Origin of the sequence: Allokutzneria multivorans (genome assembly GCF_039537405.1) — a bacterium.
GTDB classification, from domain to species: Bacteria; Actinomycetota; Actinomycetes; order Mycobacteriales; family Pseudonocardiaceae; genus Allokutzneria; species Allokutzneria multivorans.
In genome coordinates this window covers 532,824-557,028 of record NZ_BAABAL010000018.1, presented here as the reverse complement: position 1 = coordinate 557,028, position 24,205 = coordinate 532,824, and the positions used below count along the sequence as shown (strand labels likewise).

The 24,205-nt window shown below is 69.8% G+C and carries 4 protein-coding genes and 2 pseudogenes; 5 read left to right on the top strand and 1 reads right to left on the bottom strand.

The features are described 5' to 3' along the window. Positions 1 to 83 precede the first annotated feature (83 nt). The 5 genes and pseudogenes from ABD798_RS26635 to ABD798_RS26615 form a co-directional block, all read left to right on the top strand. A pseudogene (locus ABD798_RS26635) lies at positions 84 to 5,264 on the top strand (SDR family NAD(P)-dependent oxidoreductase); the annotation flags it as partial. Between the two features lie 11 nt (positions 5,265 to 5,275). Continuing rightward, a pseudogene (locus ABD798_RS26630) lies at positions 5,276 to 20,245 on the top strand (type I polyketide synthase); the annotation flags it as partial. Positions 20,246 to 20,551: 306 nt separating this feature from the next. Beyond that, positions 20,552 to 21,784 carry an HNH endonuclease signature motif containing protein gene (locus ABD798_RS26625; protein ID WP_344880236.1) on the top strand — a complete coding sequence of 411 codons (1,233 nt, stop codon included), beginning with the start codon at positions 20,552 to 20,554 and terminating at the stop codon, positions 21,782 to 21,784. 339 nt (positions 21,785 to 22,123) lie between these two features. Then, positions 22,124 to 22,633, top strand: a complete 510-nt coding sequence (locus tag ABD798_RS26620; protein ID WP_344880233.1) for an Arc family DNA-binding protein — start codon at positions 22,124 to 22,126, stop codon at positions 22,631 to 22,633. A gap of 75 nt (positions 22,634 to 22,708) precedes the next feature. Next, the gene (locus ABD798_RS26615) at positions 22,709 to 23,557 is read left to right on the top strand and encodes a DUF4097 family beta strand repeat-containing protein (protein WP_344880230.1); all 849 of its coding nucleotides are present in this window, start codon (positions 22,709 to 22,711) and stop codon (positions 23,555 to 23,557) included. A gap of 21 nt (positions 23,558 to 23,578) precedes the next feature. Here the strand turns inward: ABD798_RS26615 and ABD798_RS26610 are convergent, their stop codons facing one another. After that, positions 23,579 to 24,184 (bottom strand): hypothetical protein, encoded by a 606-nt coding sequence (locus ABD798_RS26610; protein ID WP_344880227.1) that lies wholly within the window; start codon positions 24,182 to 24,184, stop codon positions 23,579 to 23,581. Positions 24,185 to 24,205: the final 21 nt, after the last annotated feature.

The following is a 24,205-nucleotide window of genomic DNA, read 5'->3' as shown; positions in this document are numbered from 1 at the left end:
TGGGGGCACTTCTTTACTGCGTTCTCGGGTGTGAACGGGAGTGCTACACATTATTGCGGAGTGGGTGCCTTGTGGAAAGCGCAGAAAAGCTGAGGGAATACCTCAAGCGGGCCACGGCGGACCTCGTCGCGGTGCGGCGCAGGCTCCGCGAGGTGGAACGCGAGCGCAGCGAGCCGCTCGCGATCGTGGCGACCGCACTGCGCCTGCCCGGCGGCATCGACACCCCCGAACGGCTGTGGAGCCTGCTCGCCGAGGGCGGCGACGCGATCGAGGAGTTCCCCGGAGACCGGGGCTGGGACGTCGCGGGGCTCTACGACCCCGACCCGGACGCGCCCGGCAAGACCTATGTCCGGCACGGCGGTTTCCTGCGCGGGGTCGCCGAGTTCGACGCGGCCTTCTTCGGCATCTCCCCGCGCGAGGCCCTGGCGATGGACCCGCAGCAACGCCTGCTGCTGGAGACCTCGTGGGAGGTCCTGGAACGAGCCGGGATCGACCCGGAATCCTTACGTGGAAGCAAAACCGGCGTGTACCTCGGAGCGACCGACCACGACTACGGGCGTGGCATACCCGCCTGGCCCGAGGGCATGGAGGGCAACATCGCCATCGGGCGCTCCGGGGCGATCTCCTCCGGTCGCGTCGCCTACACGCTCGGCCTCGAGGGCCCCGCCGTCACCGTCGACACCATGTGCTCCTCGTCCCTGGTCGCGCTGCACGTCGCGTGTCGGGCGCTGCGTGCGGGGGAGTGCTCGCTGGCGCTGGTCGGCGGCACGACGGTGATGTCCACGCCCGAGGGCTTCATCGAGTTCAGCAGGCAGCGCGCGATCTCTCCGGACGGGCGCGCCAAGTCCTTCGCCGAGGCAGCCGACGGCACCGCGTGGGCGGAGGGAATCGTCGTTGTCGCCGTGGAGAAACTGGCCGACGCGCAGCGGCTGGGGCACCCGGTCCTCGCGGTCGTGCGGGGCTCGGCGATCAACCAGGACGGCGCGAGCAACGGCTTGACCGCGCCGAACGGGGCGGCCCAGCGACGCGTCATCCGGGCCGCGCTCAGCGACGCCGGGCTCGAACCGTCCGATGTGGACGCTGTCGAAGCGCACGGAACGGGAACCGTGCTCGGTGACCCGATCGAGGCGAACGCGCTGATAGCGAGCTACAGCGGAGCACGGAAACGGCCGCTGCTCGTCGGCTCGCTCAAGTCCAACATGGGGCATGCGGCGGCAGCGGCGGGGCTCGCGTCCGTGGCGAAGTCCGTGCTGGCACTGCGACATGGCGTGCTCCCCAAGACGCTGCACGTCGACGCGCCCACACCGAAGGTCGATTGGTCGGCCGGAGCCGTGGAGCTGCTGACCGAGGAGCGGGCCTGGCCGGAAACCGGCGCGCCGCGCAGGATCGGCGTCTCTGCCTTCGGGGCCAGCGGCACGAACGCACATGTGATCTTGGAGCAAGCACCTGAACGTCCAACCGCAGAGCGATGTTCACGGCCCGCGCTGCCGTGGGTGCTGTCGGCGCGCTCCGAGAATGCGTTGCGGGAGCAGGCCGCGCGACTGGTCGAGCACATCGAGGGGCACCCGGAGCTCCGGGATGACGACATCGGGTTCTCCCTCGCGACGGGCCGGGCCGCGCTCACCCACCGCGCGGCGGTTCAGGATCGAGAAGCGCTCAAGGCATTGGCCAGCGGGCGAGAATCGCCGACGCTCGTGCGGGGCGAGGCAGCTTCGTCAGGGAGAGTGGCTTTCTTGTTCCCCGGTCAGGGGTCGCAGTGGAGCGGCATGGCTGTCGAACTGCTGGAGACCTCGCCGGTCTTCGCCGCGCGGATGCGGGAGTGCGCGCGAGCTCTCGCGCCGTTCGTCGACTGGGATCTCTTGCAAGAGACAAAGGGAAAGCTTGATCGAGTCGATGTTGTGCAGCCCGTGCTGTTCGCGGTGATGGTGTCGCTGGCGGAAGTGTGGAAGGACTTCGGTGTCCGGCCGGATGCGGTCGTGGGGCACAGTCAGGGCGAGATCGCCGCGGCGTGCGTCGCCGGTGCCCTGTCGCTGGCGGACGCGGCGAAGATCGTTGCCTTGCGCTCCAAGGCACTCGTCGCTCTGACAGGCAAGGGCGGGATGGTGTCGGTCGCACTGCCCGCGACGAGAGCGGAGCGGTATCTCACGTCCGGCATCGGGATCGCGGCGGTCAACGGGCCTGCCTCGGTGGTGATCTCCGGGACACCGGAAGGGCTGGACGGGCTGCTGGCGAAGTGCCTGGCGGACAACATCTACGCGCGCCGAATCGACGTGGACTACGCCTCGCATTCCGCCCAGGTCGAAGCCGTCCGCCTAGAACTCGGGGTGGAGCCAACGGCGGAGAACGTGCGCTTTCTATCCACTGTGGAGGGTCAGTGGGTGGATGGCATGGTGCTCGACGACGACTACTGGTACCGGAACCTGCGTGAACCCGTCCAGCTTGACACGGCGGTTCGGCGCCTGGCCGACGAAGGCTACGACGTTGTGGTGGAGGTCAGCCCGCACCCCGTCCTGACCGGCGCCGTGCGCGAGACCTTGGGCACGAAGGGCGTTGTCGTCGGATCGCTGAGAAGGGGCGAGGGTGATCTGCGGAGAATGGCTCTGTCGCTCGGAGAACTCCACGTTCAGGGCGGCAGGGTGGACTGGGCCAGCGCGTACGGAACGGGAGTGCGGCGAGTCGATCTACCGACTTACGCGTTCCAGCGCGAGCGCTTCTGGGTGGAGGCGCCCGAGGGTGCGGCGGGGTCGTCCTGGTGGAGAAAGAGCAGGGGCGACCAGCACTACCGCGTTGAGTGGCGCCCGATCGACCTGGCCGAAGCGAAGAACAAGACCTGGCTGGTGATCACGACGGGCGGCGGCGAAGACGTCGTGCGCGCGCTGAACGCCGTGACCGTGCGGGTCGATGCCGAAGCGACCCGGGCAGAGATGGCGGAGCAGCTGAAGGGGCTGCGGCCGGACGGTGTGCTTTCGCTGCTGGCATCGGAAGAGAGCGTGCGCGACGGGTTGCCGCTCGGGCTCGCGGCGACCTTGACCCTCATCCAAGCCCTGGGCGATGCGAAGATCACCGCGCCGCTGTGGCTGCTCACCCGCAACGCGGTGGACGCCGGAGTGCTCGAACGACCGGTGCAAGCCGCCGTGTGGGGGCTGGGAAGGGTTGCCGCGCTTGAACACCCGGAGCGGTGGGGTGGCCTGATCGACGTTCCCGATGTGCTGGACGCGGACCTGCTCGTGCGCGCGCTGACCGGGGCGGGCGAGGAAGATCAGCTCGCGGTGCGCGCCGATGGTGTGAAGGCCAGGCGGATGGTGCGGGCCGAGATGTCCACAACGGACGCTCCACAGTGGACTCCGAAGGGCACGGTCCTGGTCACCGGGGGAACCGGTGGGGTCGGCAGGCGCATCGCGCGCTGGCTGACCGAGATCGGCGCCGAGGACGTCGTGCTGGCCAGTCGCGGTGCTGCTGGGGCGAAAGAGCTTGAGTCGGCAAACATCACGCTGGCCGCATGCGACGTGGCTGACCGTGAGCAGCTGGAGGCGCTGGTCGGCGGGCTGGCCGCCGAAGGACGCCCGGTGCGCGCGGTGCTGCACCTCGCGGGCGCGGGGGAGCTGGTGTCACTTGAGGACACCGATCTGGTCACATTCGCGGAAACCACTAGGGCGAAGCTGGCTGGTGCGGCCAACCTTGACGCGCTGTTCCCCGGTGACCTCGACGCGTTCGTGCTGTTCTCGTCCGTGTCGGCGACCTGGGGCAGTCGGGACCACGGAGCCTACGCCGCGGCCAACGCCTATCTGGATGCGTTGGCGCACAATCGAAAGGCGCGCGGTCTCCGGGCGCTGTCGGTGGTGTGGGGCATCTGGCGCCCTGAGGAGGACGGTGGCATGGCGGCGAACCTCGCCGAGGACCAGCTGCGCCGTCGCGGCATTCCTTTCATGGAACCGGATTCGGCGGTGCGGGCGTTCCACCGCCTGCTGGACGGCGACGAGACGGTGCCCGTGCTCGCCGACGTGGACTGGGAGCGCTTTCTCCCGGTCTTCACCTCGGCCAGGCCGAGCCCGTTGATCTCGGAGATCCCCGAAGCTCGCAAGCCGGACACACCCGGCACCGTGCGCGAACAGCTGGCCGAGCTGAGCCCGAACGAGCGCGGCGAGCTGCTGCTGGAGCTGGTGCGCATCGAGGCCGCCAAGGCTCTGCACCACGGCTCCACTGCCGAGATCACGCCCGACCGGCCCTTCCTGGAGCTGGGCTTCGACTCACTCACCGCAGCTGACCTGCGCGGACGCCTGAACTCCGCGACGGGGCTCGAACTCTGGACGACGGTGATCTTCGAACGCGGGACACCTGCCGCTCTGGCGGAATACCTCCGCGAGGCGCTGCGAACTGGCCAAGGGAACAGCGAAGCAGCTGACACCGAGATCAACGGATCGCTGACCTCGTTGCTGCGCCACGCCTGCGAGCTGGGCGAGTTCAAGGAGTTCGTCGGCATCGCGGTCGCCGCTGCCCGTTACCGGCCGAAGTTCACCACGCGCGCGGACTTCACCGTCGAGCCGCCGATCACCCGGCTCACCGAGGGCGCCACCGGCCCGCGCCTGGTCCTGGTGCCGCACTTCGTCGGCAAGCCCGGGGCCTACCAGTACGCGCGCTTCGCGAAGACGCTGCGCGGCGTGCGGGACATGATCGTGCTGCCCAATCCCGGCTTCCTCAAGGGAGAGCGCTTGCCCGCGGACGCGGAAGCGTTGGTACGACTGCACGTCGACCTCGTGGAGGAGCAGGTCGGCGACGAACCCTTCGTGGTGGTCGGGTACTCCACCGGCGTCATGCCCGCGCTCGCGCTGACCTCGCGGTTGGAGGGGCGCGGACGCGCTCCGGAGGCGGTGGTGAACATCGACTGCTTCGCGCCCAAGGACGAGGGGCTGGTCAACGACATCTTCGCCGCGATCGCCCGCCGCGTCACCACCAAGCAGGACGAGGTGAGCGGGCCGGGCGACGCGTGGGGCGACGCGTGGATCACCGCGTTCGGCCACTACGCGACCCTTGACTGGGCGAGCGTTACCGCGGGCGGGTTCACCGCGCCTATGCTGTTCGTCCGGGCGAGCGACCCGCCGGACGAGGCGCTGCGCGGGAGCTGGAACCCCAGCTGGGACAACGCGCACACCACCGTCGACGTGCCGGGCGATCACTTCTCGATGATGGAGCGGTATGCCGACGCCACCGCCGGGGCCGTGCACGGCTGGCTGCTCGACCACGTCCCAGGGAGGCGTGCTCGATGAGTGAGGAGAAGCTGCGGGACTACCTCCGGCGCGTGACGGTGGACCTGCACCGCACGCGCGAGGAGCTGCGGCGAACCCGCGAGCCGATCGCCGTGGTGGCCATGAGCTGCCGTTATCCCGGCGGTGTCGGCACGCCCGAGCAGCTGTGGCAGCTCGTCGCCGAGGGCCGCGACGCGATCTCCGGCTTCCCGGCCGACCGCGGCTGGGACCTCGATCGACTGATCGACTCCAACCCTGACACGCCCGGCACGACCTACGTCGCCGAAGGCGGTTTCGTCGACGGGGTTGCGGACTTCGACCCCGCGTTCTTCGGGATCTCCCCGCGTGAAGCCCTCGGCATGGACCCGCAGCAGCGCTTGCTGCTGGAAACGGCGTGGGAGGCGGTGGAGCGCGCGGGTATCGACCCGAGCACGCTGCGTGGTTCCCGCACCGGGGTGTTCGCGGGCGTGATGTACCAGGACTACCGCTCGCGGCTGCGGCACGAGCCCGAGGACGTCCAGGGCTACCTCGGCGCGGGCAGCTCCGGCAGCATCGCGTCGGGTCGCATCGCCTACGCGCTCGGCCTGCGAGGACCCGCGCTCACCGTGGACACCGCGTGCTCGTCGTCGTTGGTGGCGCTGCACCTGGCGGCTCAGGCGCTGCGGCGCGGCGAGTGCGAGCTGGCGCTGGTCGGCGGCGCGATGATCATGTCGTCGCCGGTGGCGTTCGTGGACTTCGCCCGGCAGCGCGGCCTCGCCCCCGACGGGCGCTGCAAGGCCTTCTCCGACCAGGCCGACGGGACGGCGTGGGGCGAGGGGGTCGGGATGCTGCTCGTGGAGCGATTGTCCGACGCCGAGCGCCTGGGGCACCCGGTGCTCGCGGTGCTGCGCGGCTCCGCGGTGAACTCCGACGGCGCCAGCAGCGGGCTCACCGCGCCCAACGGTCCTGCCCAGCAGCGCGTGATCAGCGACGCCCTTGCGGACGCGGCGCTGCAACCGTCCGATGTGGACATGGTGGAGGGGCACGGGACCGGGACGGCGCTGGGCGATCCGATCGAGGCCCAGGCGCTGCTGGCGACCTACGGCCAGGATCGCGCCGAGCCGTTGTGGCTGGGCTCGTTGAAGTCGAACATCGGCCACACCCAGGGCGCGGCGGGCGTCGGTGGCGTGATCAAGGCGATCATGGCTCTGCGCAACGGGGTCATGCCGAAGTCCCTGCACGCGGGCACGCCTTCGTCCTTTGTGGACTGGAGCTCCGGCTCTGTTTCGCTGCTGGCTGAAGCTCGCCCGTGGCCCGCCGGGGAACGACCGCGCCGGGCCGCGGTGTCGGCGTTCGGGTTCAGCGGGACCAACGCGCACGTGATCATCGAAGAGGCTCCCACCGCCGTCGAAGAACGTTCGCTCGACAGCCGCGTGGTGCCGTGGGTCGTGTCGGGCATGTCGCCCGAGGCCGTCGCCTCGCAGGTTTCGCGCCTGGCAAACGTTCTCGCGCATCCCGTCGACGTCGGCTACACGCTCGCGGCGCGCACATCCTTCCCTTACCGCGCGGTCGTTCTGGGCGACTCTCCGGTGGAGATCGTCGAAGCCGTGCGCGCGCCGAAGATCGCGGTGGTGTTTCCAGGTCAGGGAGCGCAACGCGTCGGCATGGGACGTGAGCTGGCGGAGCGCTTCCCGGTGTTCTCGGGGGCGCTGGAGGAGATCTGCGCTTCGCTGGACCCGCACCTCGACCGGCCGCTGTTGGAGGTGATGTGGGGCGACGGGTCGGCGTTGGACCGCACGGAGTACGCGCAGCCCGCCCTGTTCGCGGTCGGCGTCGCGTTGTTCCGGCTCGTCGAATCCCTTGGTGTGAAGCCGGAATTCCTCATCGGTCATTCGGTTGGTGAGGTGACCGCCGCGCATGTGTCCGGCGTGCTCTCGCTTGCTGACGCGTGCACGTTCGTCGCCGCGCGCGGCCGGCTGATGCAGCGCCTGTCCACGGGTGGGGCCATGGCCTCGATTCCCGCCTCGGAGGCCGAGGTCCTGGCGGCGGGCGTGACCATCGCGGCGGTCAACGGCCCGCGTTCGGTGGTGATCTCCGGAGAGGCTTCGGAGGTTGAGGCTGCCTGTGCACGGTGGCCCGGGGCGAAGCTGCTCCGCGTGAGCCATGCGTTCCACTCCGCGTTGATGGAGCCGATGCTCGACTCGTTGCGCGATGTGGCTGCCGGGTTGACGTTCGGTGAGCCGCGGATTCCCATTGTGTCCAATGTGGACGGTAAGGTGCTCGACCTCGCGTCGCCGGAGCACTGGGTGCGGCACGCGCGGTCGTGCGTTCGGTTCGCCGACGGCGTGTCGACGCTGCGCGAGCTGGGGGCGACGGCGTTCATCGAGCTGGGGCCGGGCGGCTTGAGCGCTCTGGTCGACGGGTTCCCGGCGATGGGGCGCTCGGAGGAGCTGTCGTTCGCGCGCATGCTGGGCAGTTTGTACGCGCACGGGTCCACTGTGGACTGGGCGGCCTTCTTCGAGGGCAGCGGTGCGCGGCTCGTGGACCTGCCGACGTATCCGTTCCAGCGGAGCCGGTTCTGGCTCGACCCCGGCCGCGACGCCTCCGACGCGACGGCGCTCGGACTCGATCCGGTCGATCACCCGCTGCTCGGCGCGGCGCTCGCCAACGACGCCGGGGTCGTGCTCACGGGCAGCCTGTCGGTCAGCGCGCACGCGTGGCTCGGACAGCATTCCGTTGGTGGAACGGCCATCCTGCCCGGGACGGCGTTCCTGGAGCTGGCCCTTGAGGCGGGTCGTCACGTCGGGTACGACCGGGTCGCCGAGCTGACCCTCCAGAAACCCTTGGCGCTGCCGGAATCTGGATCGGTTCGGATTCAGGTTGCCGTGGACAGCGAGGGTGCCTTCACGATCGGCGACCACGCGAGTGGAGTCCTCGGCACGGCCCCCGTCGAGCCGGTGCCTTTCGAGCTGTGGCCGCCGGTCGACGCGGAGAGCGTTGCGGCAGAAGAGGTGTACGACCACTTCGCGACGCACGGATTCGACTACGGCCCGCTCTTCCGAGGGCTGCGGCGGGTGTGGGTGCGCGGTGAGGAGATCTTCGCCGAGGTCGAGCTGCCCGAGACCGCCGACGTCCGGGGCTACAACCTCCACCCGGCGCTGCTCGACGGCGCCTTGCACGCCAAGGGCTTGGTGACGCTCGCCGGGCTCGACGCGGGCAAGGCTGCTCAGCTGCCGTTCTCCTGGCGGGACGTCACCGTGCACGGCCACGGCGCGACGGCTCTGCGCGTGCGGATCACGCCGACCGCGTCCGGAGTCTCGCTCGCCGCAACGGACTTCGCCGGTCAGCCGGTGATCACTGTGGGCGAGCTGACCTTTCGTGCGCGTACAGCTCCGGTCGGGAGCCTGCTGGAGGTCCAGTGGGAGCGCGTCGAGCTACCTCCAGCGGGCGTCGACGCACCGGTTCTGCGCCCGGCCGATGTTCAGGAAGCGTTGGTAGAGGTCCACACTGCGCTCGCCGAGGATCGTCCGCTGACCGTGGTCGTCGCACCGGGTGGCACCGGGACCGACATGGCTCAGGCGGCGGTGTGGGGGCTGGTGCGATCCGCGCAGTCCGAGCATCCCGGCCGATTCGTCCTGGTGGACGCGGATTCGCCCGATCTGGTTCTCCGTGCTGCGGCGCTCGGCGAGGACGAGGTCTCCGTGCGCGAGGGCGTCGCGTACCGTCCGAAGCTCGCGCCGTACTCCGGGCCGGTCGGGTCCTCGTGGCGGGTCGACGTCACCTCGCGCGGCACCTTGGACAATCTGTCCTTTGTGGACTCTCCTTCGCGGGTGCTCGCTGAGGGGGAAGTTCGGATCGACGTCCGGGCGGCAGGGCTGAACTTCCGCGACGTGCTCACCGCGCTGGGCGCTTACCCCGGGGAGTCGTTGCTCGGCAGCGAGGCCGCTGGGTCCATTGTGGAGCTTGGCCCCGGCGTGAGCGGTTTTGCCTTGGGCGACCGGGTGATGGGCATCGTGCCCGCCTCCTTCGGGCCGAGCGCGGTGACCGACCACCGCATGCTGGTGAAGGTGCCGCAGGGGTGGGACTTCACGCAGGCGGCGTCGATGCCGTTGGCGTTCCTGACCGCGTACTACGGGCTCGTCGACCTCGGCGGCGTCCAGCCCGGCGAGTCGGTGCTGGTGCACTCGGCCGCTGGTGGGGTGGGGATGGCGGCTGTCCAGCTCGCCCGTCACCTCGGCTGCACTGTCTACGGCACCGCGAGCCCGGCGAAGTGGCCGTTGGTGGACTTGCCTGCCTCACACCTCGCCTCGTCCCGAGATCTTGGCTTCGCGGAGCGGTTTCCTCAGGTCGACATGGTGCTCAACTCGTTGGCGGGGGAGTTCGTCGACGCCTCGTTCGGGCTGCTGCGCCCCGGCGGCCGGTTCGTCGAGATGGGCAAGACCGACCTCCGCGCCCCGGCGGAGAACTACTTCCCGTTCGACCTGTTCGAGGCGGCGGGCCCCGCGCGCATCGGCGACATGCTGCGCACGCTCGTCGACCTGTTCGAGCGCGGAGCCCTGACGCTGCCGCCCATCACGACGTGGGACATGCGCCGCGCTCCCGACGCGCTGCGCTTCATGCGCGATGCCAAGCACATCGGCAAGATCGTGCTCACGTTGCCCGCGCCCGCCGAAGGCACCGTGCTGATCACCGGGGGCACCGGCGCGCTGGGCATGCTCGTCGCGCGGCACCTCGTCGAGCACCACGGCAGGCGGAAGCTCGTTCTGCTCAGCCGAAGCGGCGGTCCGGTCCCGTCGCTCGGCACTGCCTCGGTGCGCGTGGTGGCCTGTGACGTGGGAGATCGCGAAGCCCTCGCGGCGGTGCTGGCCGAGATCCCCGACCTGACCACGGTGATCCACGCCGCCGGAGTGCTCGACGACGGTGTGATCACGTCGCTGACGCCGTCACGGCTCGCACATGTGGTGCGGGCCAAGGCCGACGCCGCCTGGCACCTGCACGAGCTGACGTCCGGGCTGGCGGAGTTCGTCCTGTTCTCCTCGGCCGCCGGAGTGCTCGGTGGGCCTGGGCAGGCCAACTACGCCGCCGCGAACGCCTCGCTGGACGCGCTCGCCCGCCACCGGCACGCGCTCGGGCTGCCCGCGATCTCGCTCGCCTGGGGGTTGTGGGAGAGCGGCATGGGCAGCGGGGTGACCGGCTCGGACATCCTGCCGTTGAGCGCGCGCCAAGGCCTTGAGCTGTTCGACGCGGCCCTGACCACCGACGCCGCGGTGCTCGTTCCGATGCGGCTCAACGCGGGTGGGCTGCGCCGTCGGAGTCGTAGCGTCAAAGCGAGCAGGTCGGTGGGCGATCCGCTGAGCCTCGTGCGGTCGCACGCCGCTTCGGTGCTCGGCCACGCTTCTCCGTCGGCGATCGGGCCTGACCAGGCGTTCAGCGACGCCGGGTTCGACTCGCTGACCGCCGTGGAGCTGCGCAACCGGCTCACCGCGGCGACCGGGGTTCGGTTGCCCGCGACGCTGGTGTTCGACTACCCGACGCCCGCCGCGCTGGCCGCGCACCTCGCCCAGGAGACGGCTACACCGGAGGCCGTGACCGTTCGGTCCACTGAGGACGATCCGGTCGTGATCGTCGGCATGAGCTGCCGGTTCCCGGGTTCGGTGCGGTCGCCGGAGGCGTTCTGGGAGTTGTTGCGCTCCGGCGGGGACGGGATCTCCGAGCCCCCGGCCGATCGCGGGTGGTCGGTATCGGCGGCGGGCGGATTCCTCGACGGCGCCTACGACTTCGACGCGGCGTTCTTCGGGATCTCGCCCCGTGAAGCGCTGGCGATGGACCCGCAGCAGCGCGTTTTCCTGGAGCTGTGCTGGGAAGCGGTGGAGCGGGCCGGGATCGACGTGGCCTCGCTGCGAGGCTCGCGGACCGGGGTGTTCGTCGGTACGAGCGGCCAGGACTACACGCGGCTGCTGATGTCGAGCTCGGCGCGCGAGGAGCTTGAGGGGCTCATCGCCACCGGCAGCACGGTCAGCGTGGTGTCCGGGCGAGTCGCGTACACGATGGGCCTGGAGGGACCGGCGGTCACGCTCGACACGGCGTGCTCGTCGTCGTTGGTGGCGCTGCACTTGGCGGCCCGCGCGCTGCGCGACGACGAGTGCTCGATGGCGCTCGTCGGCGGCGTGACGATCATGTCGGACCCGGCGGTGTTCACGGAGTTCGGCCGCCAGGGCGGGATCGCGCCGGACGGCCGGTGCAAGGCTTTCTCGACCGAGGCCGACGGGACCGGCTTCGCCGAGGGCGCGGGTGTCGTGATCATCGAGCGCCTGTCCGACGCGCGGCGGCTCGGGCACTCCGTCCTGGCGGTCGTCCGGGGCTCGGCGATGAACTCCGATGGCGCCTCCAACGGGTTGACCGCGCCGAACGGGCCTTCGCAGCAACGAGTCATCCGCGCGGCGTTGTCGGCGGCCGGGCTCGCTCCGTCCGATGTGGACTACGTGGAGGCGCACGGCACCGGCACCGCGCTGGGCGATCCGATCGAGGCTCAGGCGATCTTGGCCACGTACGGCCAAGATCGCCCTTCGCCGGTGCTGCTGGGCTCGGTGAAGTCGAACATCGGGCACGCGCAGGCGGCCGCCGGGGTCGCCGGAGTGATCAAGGCGGTGCTGGCTCTGCGGCACGGCGAGCTGCCGCGCACGCTGCACGTCGCCTCGCCTTCGTCCCATGTGGACTGGTCGTCCGGTTCGGTCGAGCTGCTGACGGAGAACCGCGCGTGGCCGTCGGGAACTCGACGCGCGGGTGTGTCATCGTTCGGCATCAGCGGGACCAACGCCCACGTGATCATCGAGGAGCCGCCGTCCTCGTTGGAACCGGTGGCCGTCGCGGACGACGTTCCGTGGCTGTTGAGCGCGCGCACGCCGACCGCTCTGGCGTCCCTCGCTCGCCGTTTGTCCACTGTGGATGGTGTTCGTCGTGCTGACGCCGGGCTGACGCTGAGCCGCCGTGCTGCGTTCGAGCACCGGGCGGTGGTGCTCGACCCGGCCGCTCTCGACGCGCTTGCTGCGGACGGCGAGCATCCTGCCCTGGTGCGGGGGATCGCCTCGTCGGTCGGCAAGGTCGTCTTTGTGTTCCCGGGGCAGGGCAGCCAGTTCCCGGACATGGCCAAGGACCTCCTGGAACGGTCGCCGCGCTTCGCCTCGCTGCTTCAGGAGTGCGACGTCGCGTTGCGGCCGCACGTGGACTGGTCGCTGCTGGACGTGCTGCGCTCCGGAACTGATCTCGACCGTGTCGACGTGGTCCAGCCGGTGCTGTTCTCGATCATGGTCAGCCTCGCGGAGCTGTGGCGGGACCACGGCGTTCGGCCGGACGCCGTTGTGGGGCACAGCCAGGGCGAGATCGCGGCAGCGTGCGTGGCCGGGGTGCTGTCGCTTTCCGAGGCGGCACGTCTTGTCGCACTGCGCTCGCGCGTCTACCAGTCGCTCAACGGCAGTGGCGCGATGGCGGCGATCACCCTGCCACGCGCGGAGGTTGAGGCGCGGATCGCGCGGTGGAACGGCCGACTCGACCTCGCGGCGGTCAACGATCCCGCCTCGGTCACCGTCTCCGGTGAGCCGGACGCGGTGGACGAGCTGGTCGCGGAGTGTGAGGCCGAGGGCATCCGGGCGAAGCGTGTTCCCGGAGTGCACGTCGCTGGGCACTCGCGGCAGACCGAGCGCGTTCGTGAAGAACTCCTTGCCGCGCTTGACGATCTGCGGCCTTCCTCAGGTGATCTTCCGTTCTACTCGACGGTGACGGGCGACGTGCTCGACGGCGCGGGCTTGGATGCCGCCTACTGGTACCGGAATCTGCGGCAGCCCGTGCTGTTCGCCGATGCGGTGGCTTCGCTGGGGCGTGACGGCCACGACGTGTTCTTGGAGTCGTCGCCGCATCCGATGCTGGCGGCTTCCGTGCAGGCCGTTGTTCCGGACGCGGTCACGTTGAGCACGCTGCGCCGCGACGACGGGGCGAGGTTCCCTCGGGCTCTGGCGGAGGCGTTCGTCCGAGGTCTTCGCGTTGACTGGTCGGCGGAGTTCGCCGGAGCCCGCGTTGTCGAGCTGCCCACGTATCCGTTCGAGCACGTGCGCTACCGGCCTTCGGGCGCGGTCCGCGAGGTGGAGGAATCGGGCTTCTGGGAGGCCGTGGAGAGCAGCGATCCGGCTGCGGTCGCGGAGCTGCTGACTGCCGACAAGTCCGCGATCGAGGCCGTTCTGCCCGCGCTCCGCACTTGGCGTCAAGCTCGACGCGAACAGTCTATTGTGGACTCATGGCGCTATCGCGTGCGGTGGAAGCCCCTGGAGAGAATGGACGTGCCGCCGGGCCGATGGCTGGTCGTCGCTCCGGACATCGATCACCCGTGGATTGACGCGCTCGGGGATGTGGTGTCGGTCGACTCGGTCGGCGACGCGAGCGGCTACGACGGGGTGCTGTCCTTGCTGGCGCTGGCCGACGACGGGCTGGGCTCGACGATCGAGCTGATCTCGAAGGTCACCGTGCCGCTGTGGATCGCCACGTGCGGCGGAGTCTCGGTGGGGCGCTCTGACGAGGTCGTTCGTCCGACGCAGGCGCAGTTCTGGGGCTTGGGCCGGGTGTTCGGCCTGGAGCGCGCCGAGGTGTACGGCGGCCTGGTCGACCTGCCCGCCGAAGTGGGGGAGCGCGCGGTGGCCAGGCTTCTCGCGGCCCTTGGCGGCGCTGAGGACCAGGTTGCCGTGCGGTCGACCGCGACGTTCGCCAGGCGGCTCGTTCGGGCCCCGCTCGGTTCCGCGAAGCCGTCGCGTTCCTGGGACCTCCGTGGAACGACGCTGATCACCGGTGGGACGGGCGCGCTCGGCCAGATGATCACCGAGTGGGCGCTGAGCGAGGGGGCGTCCCGGGTCGTGGCGCTGAGCCGCACGGCTTCCCCGTCGCAGTCGCGTGATCGGGTCAGCTTCGTGCGGTGCGACGTCACCGATCGGGACGCGCTCGCGGCGGTGCTGGCGGAGATTCCCGACCTGACCACGGTGATCCATGCGGCCGGAGCCACTCAGCCGACGCTTCTGTCCGAAGTGGACGCTGCGGTTGTCGAACGGGAGATGGCGGCCAAGGTCCTCGGAGCTGAGCACCTCGATTCGCTTGTCGGCGACGTCGACGCGTTCGTGCTGTTCTCCTCGAACGCGGGTGTGTGGGGCGGTGCGGGCCAGGCGGCTTACGCGGCGGCGAACGCACATCTCGACGCGTTGGCGCAGAGCCGGCGTGCTCGGGGGCTGCCCGCGACCTCGGTGGCTTGGGGCGCTTGGGCCGGCGGGGGCATGGCGGCCGGGGAGGTGGCGAAGCGCTTCCTGGACCGCGTCGGTATGCGCCCGATGCCCGCCAACCTGGCGCTCACCGCGCTGCGTCAGGCCGTTGAGCACGACGACGTCACGGTTTCCGTCGCTGACATGGACTGGAAGCGCTTCGTACCAGGCTATTCGGCCAGTCGGCGTCGGCCTTTCCTCGAAGAGTTCGCCTCGTCGGAGCCTGTCGCTCCGGTCATCGGCCGCTCGCGCCGCGACCTGCTGGAGCTGGTGCGAGCGCACGCTGCGGCTGTCCTCGGGCTCGCGTCTGGTGAGGACGTTCAGCCTGACAGAGCGTTCCGTGAAGCCGGATTCGACTCCGTGACCGCCGTTGACCTGCGTGATCGGCTGAGCACTGCGCTCGGTACGCGGCTGCCTGCGACCGTGGTGTTCGACCACCCTTGCCCGACGGCGCTCGTCGATCACCTGCTTGGCTCAGTGGCCGAGCCCGAGGCGTCGCCGTCGGCGACCAGCGAGCCCATCGCGATCGTTGCGATGAGCTGCCGCCTACCCGGAGGTGTTCGCGGGCCTGAGGACCTGTGGGAGCTGCTGCGCCAGGAAACTGACGCGATGACCAGCTTCCCGGCTGATCGCGGATGGGACCTCAGCTCGACGAGCACGCCCCGCGTGGGCGGGTTCCTTGACGACATCGCGGGCTTCGACGCGGCGTTCTTCGGCATCTCCCCGCGCGAAGCCCTCGCGATGGACCCGCAGCAGCGTCTGCTGCTGGAGACCGCGTGGGAGTGCGTCGAGCGCGCGGGTATCGACCCCACCTCGTTGAAGGGCAGTCGAACCGGCGTGTTCGTCGGCGGATCCTCCCAGGGCTACGCCGGTCTGATGGCCGAGGCCGCCGAGGGCTACCTGACCACCGCCGACGCGGGCAGTGTCATGTCGGGCCGCATCGCCTACCAGTTCGGACTGGAAGGCCCCGCGCTCACCGTCGACACCGCGTGCTCGTCGTCGCTGGTGGCGCTGCACCTCGCGATCAAGGCTCTGCGCAACGGAGAATGCTCGCTCGCGATCGCCGCCGGAGTGGCCCTCCTGCTGACGCCCACGGTGTTCAGCGAGTTCAGCAAGCAGGGCGGGCTCGCGGCGGACGGTCGGTGCAAGTCGTTCTCCGACTCCGCTGACGGCACGAACTTCGCCGAGGGCGTCACCGTGGTCATGGTCGAACGGCTCTCCGACGCGCGCCGCAACGGGCACGAGGTCCTGGCGGTGATCAGGGGCTCCGCGGTGAACTCCGACGGCGCGTCCAACGGGCTCAGCGCGCCGAACGGCCCTTCGCAGCAGCGCGTGATCGCCGCTGCGCTGGCCGACGCGGGACTTCGACCGTCCGATGTGTCCTACGTGGAGGCGCACGGGACCGGGACGCGGCTGGGCGATCCCATCGAGGCTCAGGCGATCTTGGCTTCGTACGGCCGAGATCGGTCCGAGCCGCTGTGGCTCGGGTCGGTGAAGTCGACGATCGGGCACACCCAGGCCGCGTCCGGCTTGGCGGGCGTGATCAAGACGGTGCTGGCGATGCGCGACGGCACGCTGCCCGCGACCCTGCACGTGACCGCGCCGACGTCCACTGTGGACTGGTCGGCCGGGGACGTCCGGTTGGTGACCGAGTCCGTGCCGTGGTCCGGCCGCGCCGGGGTGTCCTCGTTCGGCGTGAGCGGGACCAACGCGCATGTGATCATCGAGCCCGTCGCCCTTGCGTCGCGTGCTGCCGCTGCACCGCGTGCTGTGCCGTGGGTGATCTCGGCGCGCACGGAAGCCGGGCTCCAGCGGCAGATCTCGCGAGTCACGGCGGCTGCGGAGGGGCTCGATCCGGCGGATGTCGGCTTCACGTTGAGCACGCGCGCGGCGATGCGGCACCGCGCCGCGATCGTTGGTCGCGATGTGATGACGGGCGAGGTCCGCTCGGAGCCGTCGCTCGCGATCATGTTCACCGGGCAGGGCAGTCAGCGGCTCGGCATGGGCTTGGGGCTGTACTCGGTGCACGCGGTGTTCGCGGAGGCCTTCGACGCGGTCGCGGCGCACCTCGATCAGCACCTCGACCGGCCGCTTCGCGACCTCCTGCACTCCGAGGACCTGCACCAGACCGGCTACGCGCAGCCCGCGATCTTCGCTGTGGAGGTCGCGTTGTTCCGGCTGGTCGAAAGCCTCGGAGTGCGGCCGAGCCACCTCATCGGGCACTCCGTCGGCGAGGTCGCGGCGGCCCACGTGAGCGGAGTCCTCTCGCTGGCCGACGCGTGCGAGCTGATCACCGCGCGCGGACGGCTGATGCAGGCGCTTCCCGCTGGCGGAGCGATGCTTGCCGTGCAGGCCGGCGAAGATGAGGTTTCGGGCATCTCGGTCGCGGCGGTCAACGGCCCGCAGGCGGTCGTGCTCTCCGGCAGCGCTCCTGCCATCGCTGAGCAGGAGCGGCTGTGGCGGGAACGCGGGCGGAGGACGAAGCGCCTCGCGGTGAGCCACGCGTTCCACTCGTCGCTGATGGACCCCATGCTCGACGACTTCGCGGCTGTGGTGTCGCGGTTGACCTTCAACGCGCCGTTGATTCCGATCGTGGCTTCGGGCGCTGTGGACACTCCCGAGTACTGGGTGCGGCACGTCCGCGAGACCGTGCGGTTCCACGACGGGATGGTTCAGCTCGCGTCTTCGATCTTCCTGGAGCTTGGGCCGGACAACACGCTCAGCGCGATGGGCGCGGACGGCGTGCTCATTCCCGCTCTGCACAAGGACAAGCCCGAGGACGTGGCCTTCGCTGAGGCGCTGTCCTCGTTGTTCGTGCACGGTGTTCCGGTTTCGTTGACCGGGACGTTCGCCGGTGCACGGCGGGTGCCGCTGCCGACGTACGCCTTCGAGCACGAGCGGTTCTGGCCGGGGTCGTCGCTGTCGGTGATGTTGTCGCCGGAGCGTGATCCGTGGCTGGCGGAGCATCGCGTCGGGGACCGTTTGCTGTTCCCCGCCACGGGCTTCCTCGACCTGGCTTTCCAAGCCAGCAACGGCGCGCGCATCGCGGAGCTGACCTTGGAGACCCCGCTCGTCCTGCCGGAGAACGGCGAGGTGGAGCTGCGTGTTGAGGGTTCCGAGCACTCGCTGGTCGTCTCGGCGCGCGGCGAGCAGGGGTGGGTCCGGCACGCCACCGCCGCCTTGGAGCCCGCAGTGCCGCCACCGCCCGTGGACTGGACGAGCTGGCCGCCGGAGGGTTCTTCTCCGCTGTCGCTTGAGGGCTTCTACGAGCGGCTCGCTGCTGCGGGATTCCACTACGGGCCGATGTTCCGTGGGCTTCGCGCGGCGTGGCGCCGTGGTGAGGAGATCTTCGCCGAGGTCTCCGTTGCGGGAACCGGCCACCAGTTGCACCCTGCCTTGGCGGACTCGGCCTTGCACGCGATGAGTCTCGCTTCGAGTGCTTCCGATGTCGCTGGACTGCCTTTCGTGTGGCGCGGAGTGTCTTTGTACGCCCCGGGTGTCATCGATGCTCGGGTTCGTTTGTCCTTTGTGGACGACTCGGTCTCGTTGCTGATCGCGGATTCCGGCGACCGCGTTGTGTCCACTGTGGATGGACTGGTGCTTCGGCCCTTCCGGCCCGCGCGCTCCGATGCGATGTTCTCGCAGGAGTGGGTGGAGGTGCCCGGCGGGCGCGAAGGTGCACTGCCCCCGGTGCGCTTCGTCGAGGACGTCTACGAGGCTTTGGACCTGGTGCGTTCGTGGACCGGCGCGCGGCTGGTGGTGCAGACTCGGGGCGCGGTCCTCGCGGATTCGCCGAACCTGGAAGCGGCTCCGGTGTGGGGGTTGGTCCGCTCGGCCGTCGCTGAGCGGCCTGGCCAGTTCTCCTTGCTGGACATCGACTGCGAGCCGCACGAGGTGCCCGCGCACGCGTTGACCTCGGCTGAGCCCGAGCTTGCTCTTCGGGACGGCCGGTTGCTCGCGCCCCGCTTGGTGCGGGTGCCCGCGGAGGGGGAGGCGAAGTGGGACGGCGAGGGCTCCGTGCTGATCACCGGCGGCGGTGGGAAGCTCGGGCGCGTGGTGGCCCGCCACCTCGCCGAGGCTCACGGTGTGCGGCACGTGGTGCTGCTCGGGCGGTCCACGCCTCCGGCTCTGGACCTCGGCGACACCCGTGTGTCCACTGTGGCCTGTGACGTCACCGATCGTGAAGCACTGCGGGCGGTCCTGGAAGCGATCCCTGATCTTCGCGGTGTTATCCACGCCGCCGCGGTGCTGGACGACGGCGCCTCGGAGTCGCTCACGCCGTCGAGGCTGGCGGCCGTGCTCGCGCCGAAGGTCGACGGCGCGCGCCACCTGCACGAGCTGACCTCCGGCCGCGACCTGTCGGCGTTCGTGCTGTTCTCGTCCTTCGCCGGAATCGTCGGCAGCGCGGGCCAGGCCGCCTACGCCGCCGCCAACACGTTCTTGGACGCTCTGGCCCAGCACCGGCACGCCGCAGGGCTCGCCGCGACCTCGCTGGCGTGGGGGATGTGGGACGGCGACGGCGGCATCACGGACGGCCTCGGTGAGGCTGAGCGCTCACGCATCGCACGGCACGGCATCCTCGGTCTGTCCACTGTGGAGGCTCTGGAGCTGTTCGACGCCGGATGCGCCAGCACCCGCCCGCTCTCCGTTCCGGTGAAGCTCGCCACAGAGGCACCGTTGCTGCACGACGAGCCCGCAGACACCTTGGAGTTGGTGCGGAAGCACATCGCGGAGGTCCTCGGCTACCGTGGGCCGGTCGATCCGTTGGCAGCGCTGGCCGAGCTCGGCTTCGACTCGCTGACCGGTGTGGAGCTGCGCAACCGCCTCAGCCGTGCCACCGGCCTGAAACTGCCCGCCACCACGGTGTTCGACCACCCCACGCCCGAGGCGCTCGCCGCGCACATTGAGCGCGCCACTGCTCCCGCTCCCGAGGACGACCCCATCCGCGCGCAGTACCGCCACTCCCACGAACTCGGCCGCGTCGACGAGTACGTCGAGCTGCTGGAAGGCATGTCCCAGTTCGCCCCCAGCTTCACCCGCTTCGTCGGCGAGGCACCGGTCCGCCTCGCCACCGGCCCCGACTCGCCGAAGCTCGTGTGCGTACCTTCCCTCGTTCCTCCTGTTGGCACACAACAGTTCGCCGGTTTCGCCGCGGCGTTCCGGGGCAGGCACGAAGTGTGGGCGCTCCACTCACCCGGCTACCGCGCCGGAGAGCCCTTGCCGGTAGACGTCACCGCGCTCGCGTCACACCACGCCGAGGCTCTTCTCCGGCAGTTCGGCTCGTCTCCGATCGTGCTTCTCGCGCACTCATCGGGTGGCTGGACCGCGCACGCCGTGGCCGCCCATCTCGCGCGCGTGGGCCGCCCCGCTGCCGGTCTGGTGCTGATCGACAGCTTCGCGCCCGGCCAGGAGTTGGATCGGCGATTCCGGAAAGCCATGTACGGCAAGCAGATCAGCGGCTTCGACACCATGGCGGTCGACGGCCCGCAGCTCACCGCGATGGGCGGGTACCTGCGGATCTTCCGCGACTGGCGGCCGGAGCAGCTGTCCACGCCGGTGCTGTTCGCCCAGGCGACTGAGTGCATGCCTGAGGTTGATGAGGACGTGGCGTGGCGGGCTGAGTGGCCCGGCGTGGAACCGGTTGGTGTGCCTGGGAATCACTTCACGGTGGTGACGGAGCACGCATCGCGGACAGCGGCGGTGGTGTCGGAGTGGATCAGGGGTTTGTGACGGCCGGGCTTCCTAGTCGGGGACGGCTGGACTTCCTGGTGGGGGACGGCTGGGCTTCCAGCCCGCGTCGGTTTCAGCGTGGGGGTCGGTTTGACCTGGGGCCCCTTGCGCGTGCCGAAATGGGCCGGACGGGCACGGGATGGATCCCGGCCCTCGCTGGGAAGCGTATGGCACGCGCGCCCCAGGTAAAACCGACCCAGTTTCGCTCGCGGCTGAAAGTTCCGTTTTCCCTTAGCCTGCAACGGATTTGACGCTGTCAGAGAACGTTGTAAAATTGGAGGTAGCCAACAGGAGGGAGGTGTAATCATGTTGGATATCTCAGAACTCCAGACACATTTGCTAGATCATCTTCAAGCACACGACGTCTATACGCTTTCCGAGAAACAGCACCTGAAGTTCCTTGCGGATCTGGAGAAGCTCTCGAATCTGGTGGCAGCGGTCAAAACTGATGCCGCGAGCCACGCCGAGGAGCGTGGCCTGCACACCTCGCAAGGGTGCAGGAGTCTGTCGACGTTGCTGCGGTCGCACTTGAAGATTTCTCCGGGTGAGGCGGTGCGTCGTGCGAAGTTGGTGCATGACCTGCCGCGCGTGCCGTTGACTCGGGAGGCGGTGTACTCCGGGGTGCTCAGTGGTGAGCATGCGTTGATCATTTCCGATGTCATCAAGAACATCCCCGCTGAGGTCGCTGAGAAGGCTGAGGAGACGCTGCTGGACTACGCCCCGGATATGACTCCGCAGGAGTTGATGTATGCGGGCAAACGGGTCCGGTCGTACTTTGATCAGGATGGTGCGTTCAAGGACGAGCAGGACGGCGTCAAAGCCCGGTCGTGGCGGATGAGCAAGAACCAGCACGGGTGGTTGATGTTCACCGGCTGCCTCCCGCCCCTGGAGGGTGCGATGGTCGAGGAAGCCCTGCACGCGGTCTCCAAACCGCGCCCTGTTGGGGGTGAGAAGGATCCACGCACCACCGAGCAGCGCTATGCCGATGGCTTGTGTGAGTTGATCACGGTCGCGATGGCTACGAAGGATCTCCCGGCCAGTGGCGGGGTGCGACCTCAGGTCGTGGTCACGATCCGCGCGGAGGATGTCCGGGACGAGACCGGATGCGGCTACACGGATTGGGACGGTGAAGCCACCGCGACACTTATCCGACAGCTCTCCTGTGATGCCGAGGTCATCCCGGTGACGGTGGATGAGGAGGGTGTTCCGCTGAACTACGGGCGCACCACGCGGACAGCGCCCCCGCCTCTGCGGAGGGCGTTGGCGGTGCGGGACAAGGGGTGCGCGTTCCCGGGATGTGATCGGCCTCCGGCGTGGACCGAGGCTCATCACGTCTTGTACTGGACCAAGCATCAAGGCCCGACGGACCTGAACAACATGACGTTGCTGTGCTCGCACCACCACCATGTGATCCACCAGGAGGACTGGAAGATCGTCTTCGCTGAGGATGGGCGGCCGGACTTCATTCCGCCACCGTGGGTGGATCCGGAGCAGAAGCCTCGGCGCAACATCCGGGTCGACCCACGACTCAGGAGATAGGCGCACGCGCGATGACAGGAGGGGAGGGCGTATTTGGCATGCGCGCGAAACGCGCGCTACGGGGCGTTGGACGGTGGCGTCGGCTACGGCCGGGGGGGCTGGAACGTGAGTCGCCAGCTCAACGGTCGGCTTTACCTGGGGCGCGCGTGCCATACGCTCGCCCGCGTGGGCCGGTGATCCTTCACCGTGCCCGTCCGGCCCACTCCGGCACGCGCGAGGGGCCCCAGGTCAAGCCGACCCCACGCTGGGAATCTGCCTGACCAGCGAAAACGCCAGATGGCGCCAATGTGGCGCCATGATGGCTTGCGATGGCGCCGTCAGGCGTGCCATAGTGGTGCCATGGACTTGAGCTCGTATGTGGAGGGCCTCGGGCGAGAGCTCGCGGTGCTCGTCGAAGGCAGTGGGCGCGACGCCGAAGAGGTGGTCGAGCGCATGACGGTGTCGTTGCAGTCGGCGATCCGGCTGACGCTGCTGGAGGCGCTCTCGGCGGCGGCCGACGAGATCACCCGCGACCTCGCGCCCGGCTCGGTCGAGCTGCGGATGCGGGGGCGCGACCCGAACTTCGTGGTCACGCCGCCGCCGTCCGAGGAGCCTGTCAGCCCCGCGCCGGGCTCCGAGGTCGAGGAGCCCGTGCTGGGGGCCGAAGAGGCGGCGACGGCGCGGATCAACTTCCGCCTGCCGGAGCAGCTCAAGTCCGCGATCGAGGAAGCCGCCGCCAAGGAGGGCCGCTCGGTCAACGCCTGGCTCGGCCGGATCGCCTCCACGGCGCTGCGGCAGCCGGACCGCGAACACCACGCCGGTCCGCGCGTCGCGCGAGGCGCCCAGCGCTACACCGGCTGGGTCCGCTAACCGCTCCTCCTTTTTCTTTCCCACGCATCCCCCTGCTTGCGGGGATGCCCACCGAGCACGACGAGGGGATTCGCCATGCCCATTTTCGAGACGCCCCAAGCCATTTCCGCCACGATCAAGATCAGCGTCGGTGACATCAGGGTCGCGGCGAGCGACCGGGCGGACACCGTTGTCGAGATCGCGCCGAGCAATCCCGAGGACGCCTCCGACGTGAAGGCGGCCGAGCAGACGCGGGTCGACTACGCCGATGGCAAGCTCGTGATCACCGGGCCGAAATCGCCGATGCTGGGCCTGTCCAAGAAGACCCGCTCCGTCGACGTGTCGGTCCAGCTGCCGACCGGCTCGCGGCTGGAGGGAGACGTCGCGCTCGGCGAGATCACCTCGACGGGCGAACTGGGCACCTGCGAGGTCAAGACGGCCGCCGGGCACGTGCGGCTGGACCGCACCGGGGCGCTGCGGCTGGAGACCTCGGCCGGGCACGCCTCGGTGGAGCGGGTCACGGGCCGCGCCGAGATCACCACGGGCGCGGGCAAGATCCAGATCGGCGAGCTGGACGGGACCGGGACGGTGAAGACCTCCAACGGGCACGCCGAGATCGGCACGGTCACCGGCGAGGTGCGGGTGCGCTCGGCCAACGGCGACATCACCGTCGAGCACGCGCTCGGCGACCGCGTCGAGGCCACCACGTCCAACGGCACCGTCCGCGTCGGCGACGTGGTGCGCGGCGCGGTCGTGATCAAGACGGCGGCGGGAGACCTGGAGGTCGGCATCCGCGAGGGCACCGCCGCGCTGCTCGACCTGAGCACCGGTCTCGGCCGGGTGCGCAACTCCCTCGCTGAGGTCGCGTCGGCGGGCGGGGCGAGCGAAACCGTTGAGGTGCAAGCCAAGACCACCTACGGCGACATCGTCGTCCGCCGGTCCTGAGCACACGCGCCACAGCTGAGCTCAGCGCGCTCCGGTGACCACGACGCGCACGCCCTGCGGGCCGTGCTTGCCGACCATCGCGGTGAGCCGCGTGAGGTCGAAACCCCTGTGCTGGGCGAGAACCTGGACCGGGGCGCGGGAGTGCAGCCGCGCCCCGACGTGGATCGCTCGCCCCGCAAGGGGATCGCTCACCACCAGCTCGGCGACCTCGTTCCACGGCACGGGGACGCCGCCGACGTTGACGCCGGTGGCGTCCACCTGCAAGGCCGTGCGGCGCTTGCGGTACCAGGCGATGACGAGCGGCCAGAGCGCGACGGTGAGCACCCCGCCCTGGGTCTCGAACAGCCAGCCGAACAGCGCGCCGAGCCCGAGCAGCCCGACGAGCCCGCCCCACAGCGCGGCGACCGCGGTCGGGTCCGCCGGGCGCACCGCGCGGTAGAGCTGCTGGTCGAGCGCGGCGTTGCGGAGCCGGATCGAGGCCGCCACCAACCCCGCTCCGGCCAGCACCGCGAGCGCCGAGCCGACCGACGGGCCGTTGCTGAGCAGGAAGCCCAGTCCGACCAGCGCGGCGACGAACCCGGCCATGAACATCATCTTCATCGGGGTCTGGACATCCTGCTGTGACAACGCTTCTCCTCTGGCCTGCGA

Bases quoted from the DNA above. Each gene is read 5' to 3' on its own strand.
- ABD798_RS26625 (WP_344880236.1), top strand. From the start codon at position 20,552: ATGTTGGATATCTCAGAACTCCAGACACATTTGCTAGATCATCTTCAA.
- ABD798_RS26620 (WP_344880233.1), top strand. From the start codon at position 22,124: ATGGACTTGAGCTCGTATGTGGAGGGCCTCGGGCGAGAGCTCGCGGTG.
- ABD798_RS26615 (WP_344880230.1), top strand. From the start codon at position 22,709: ATGCCCATTTTCGAGACGCCCCAAGCCATTTCCGCCACGATCAAGATC.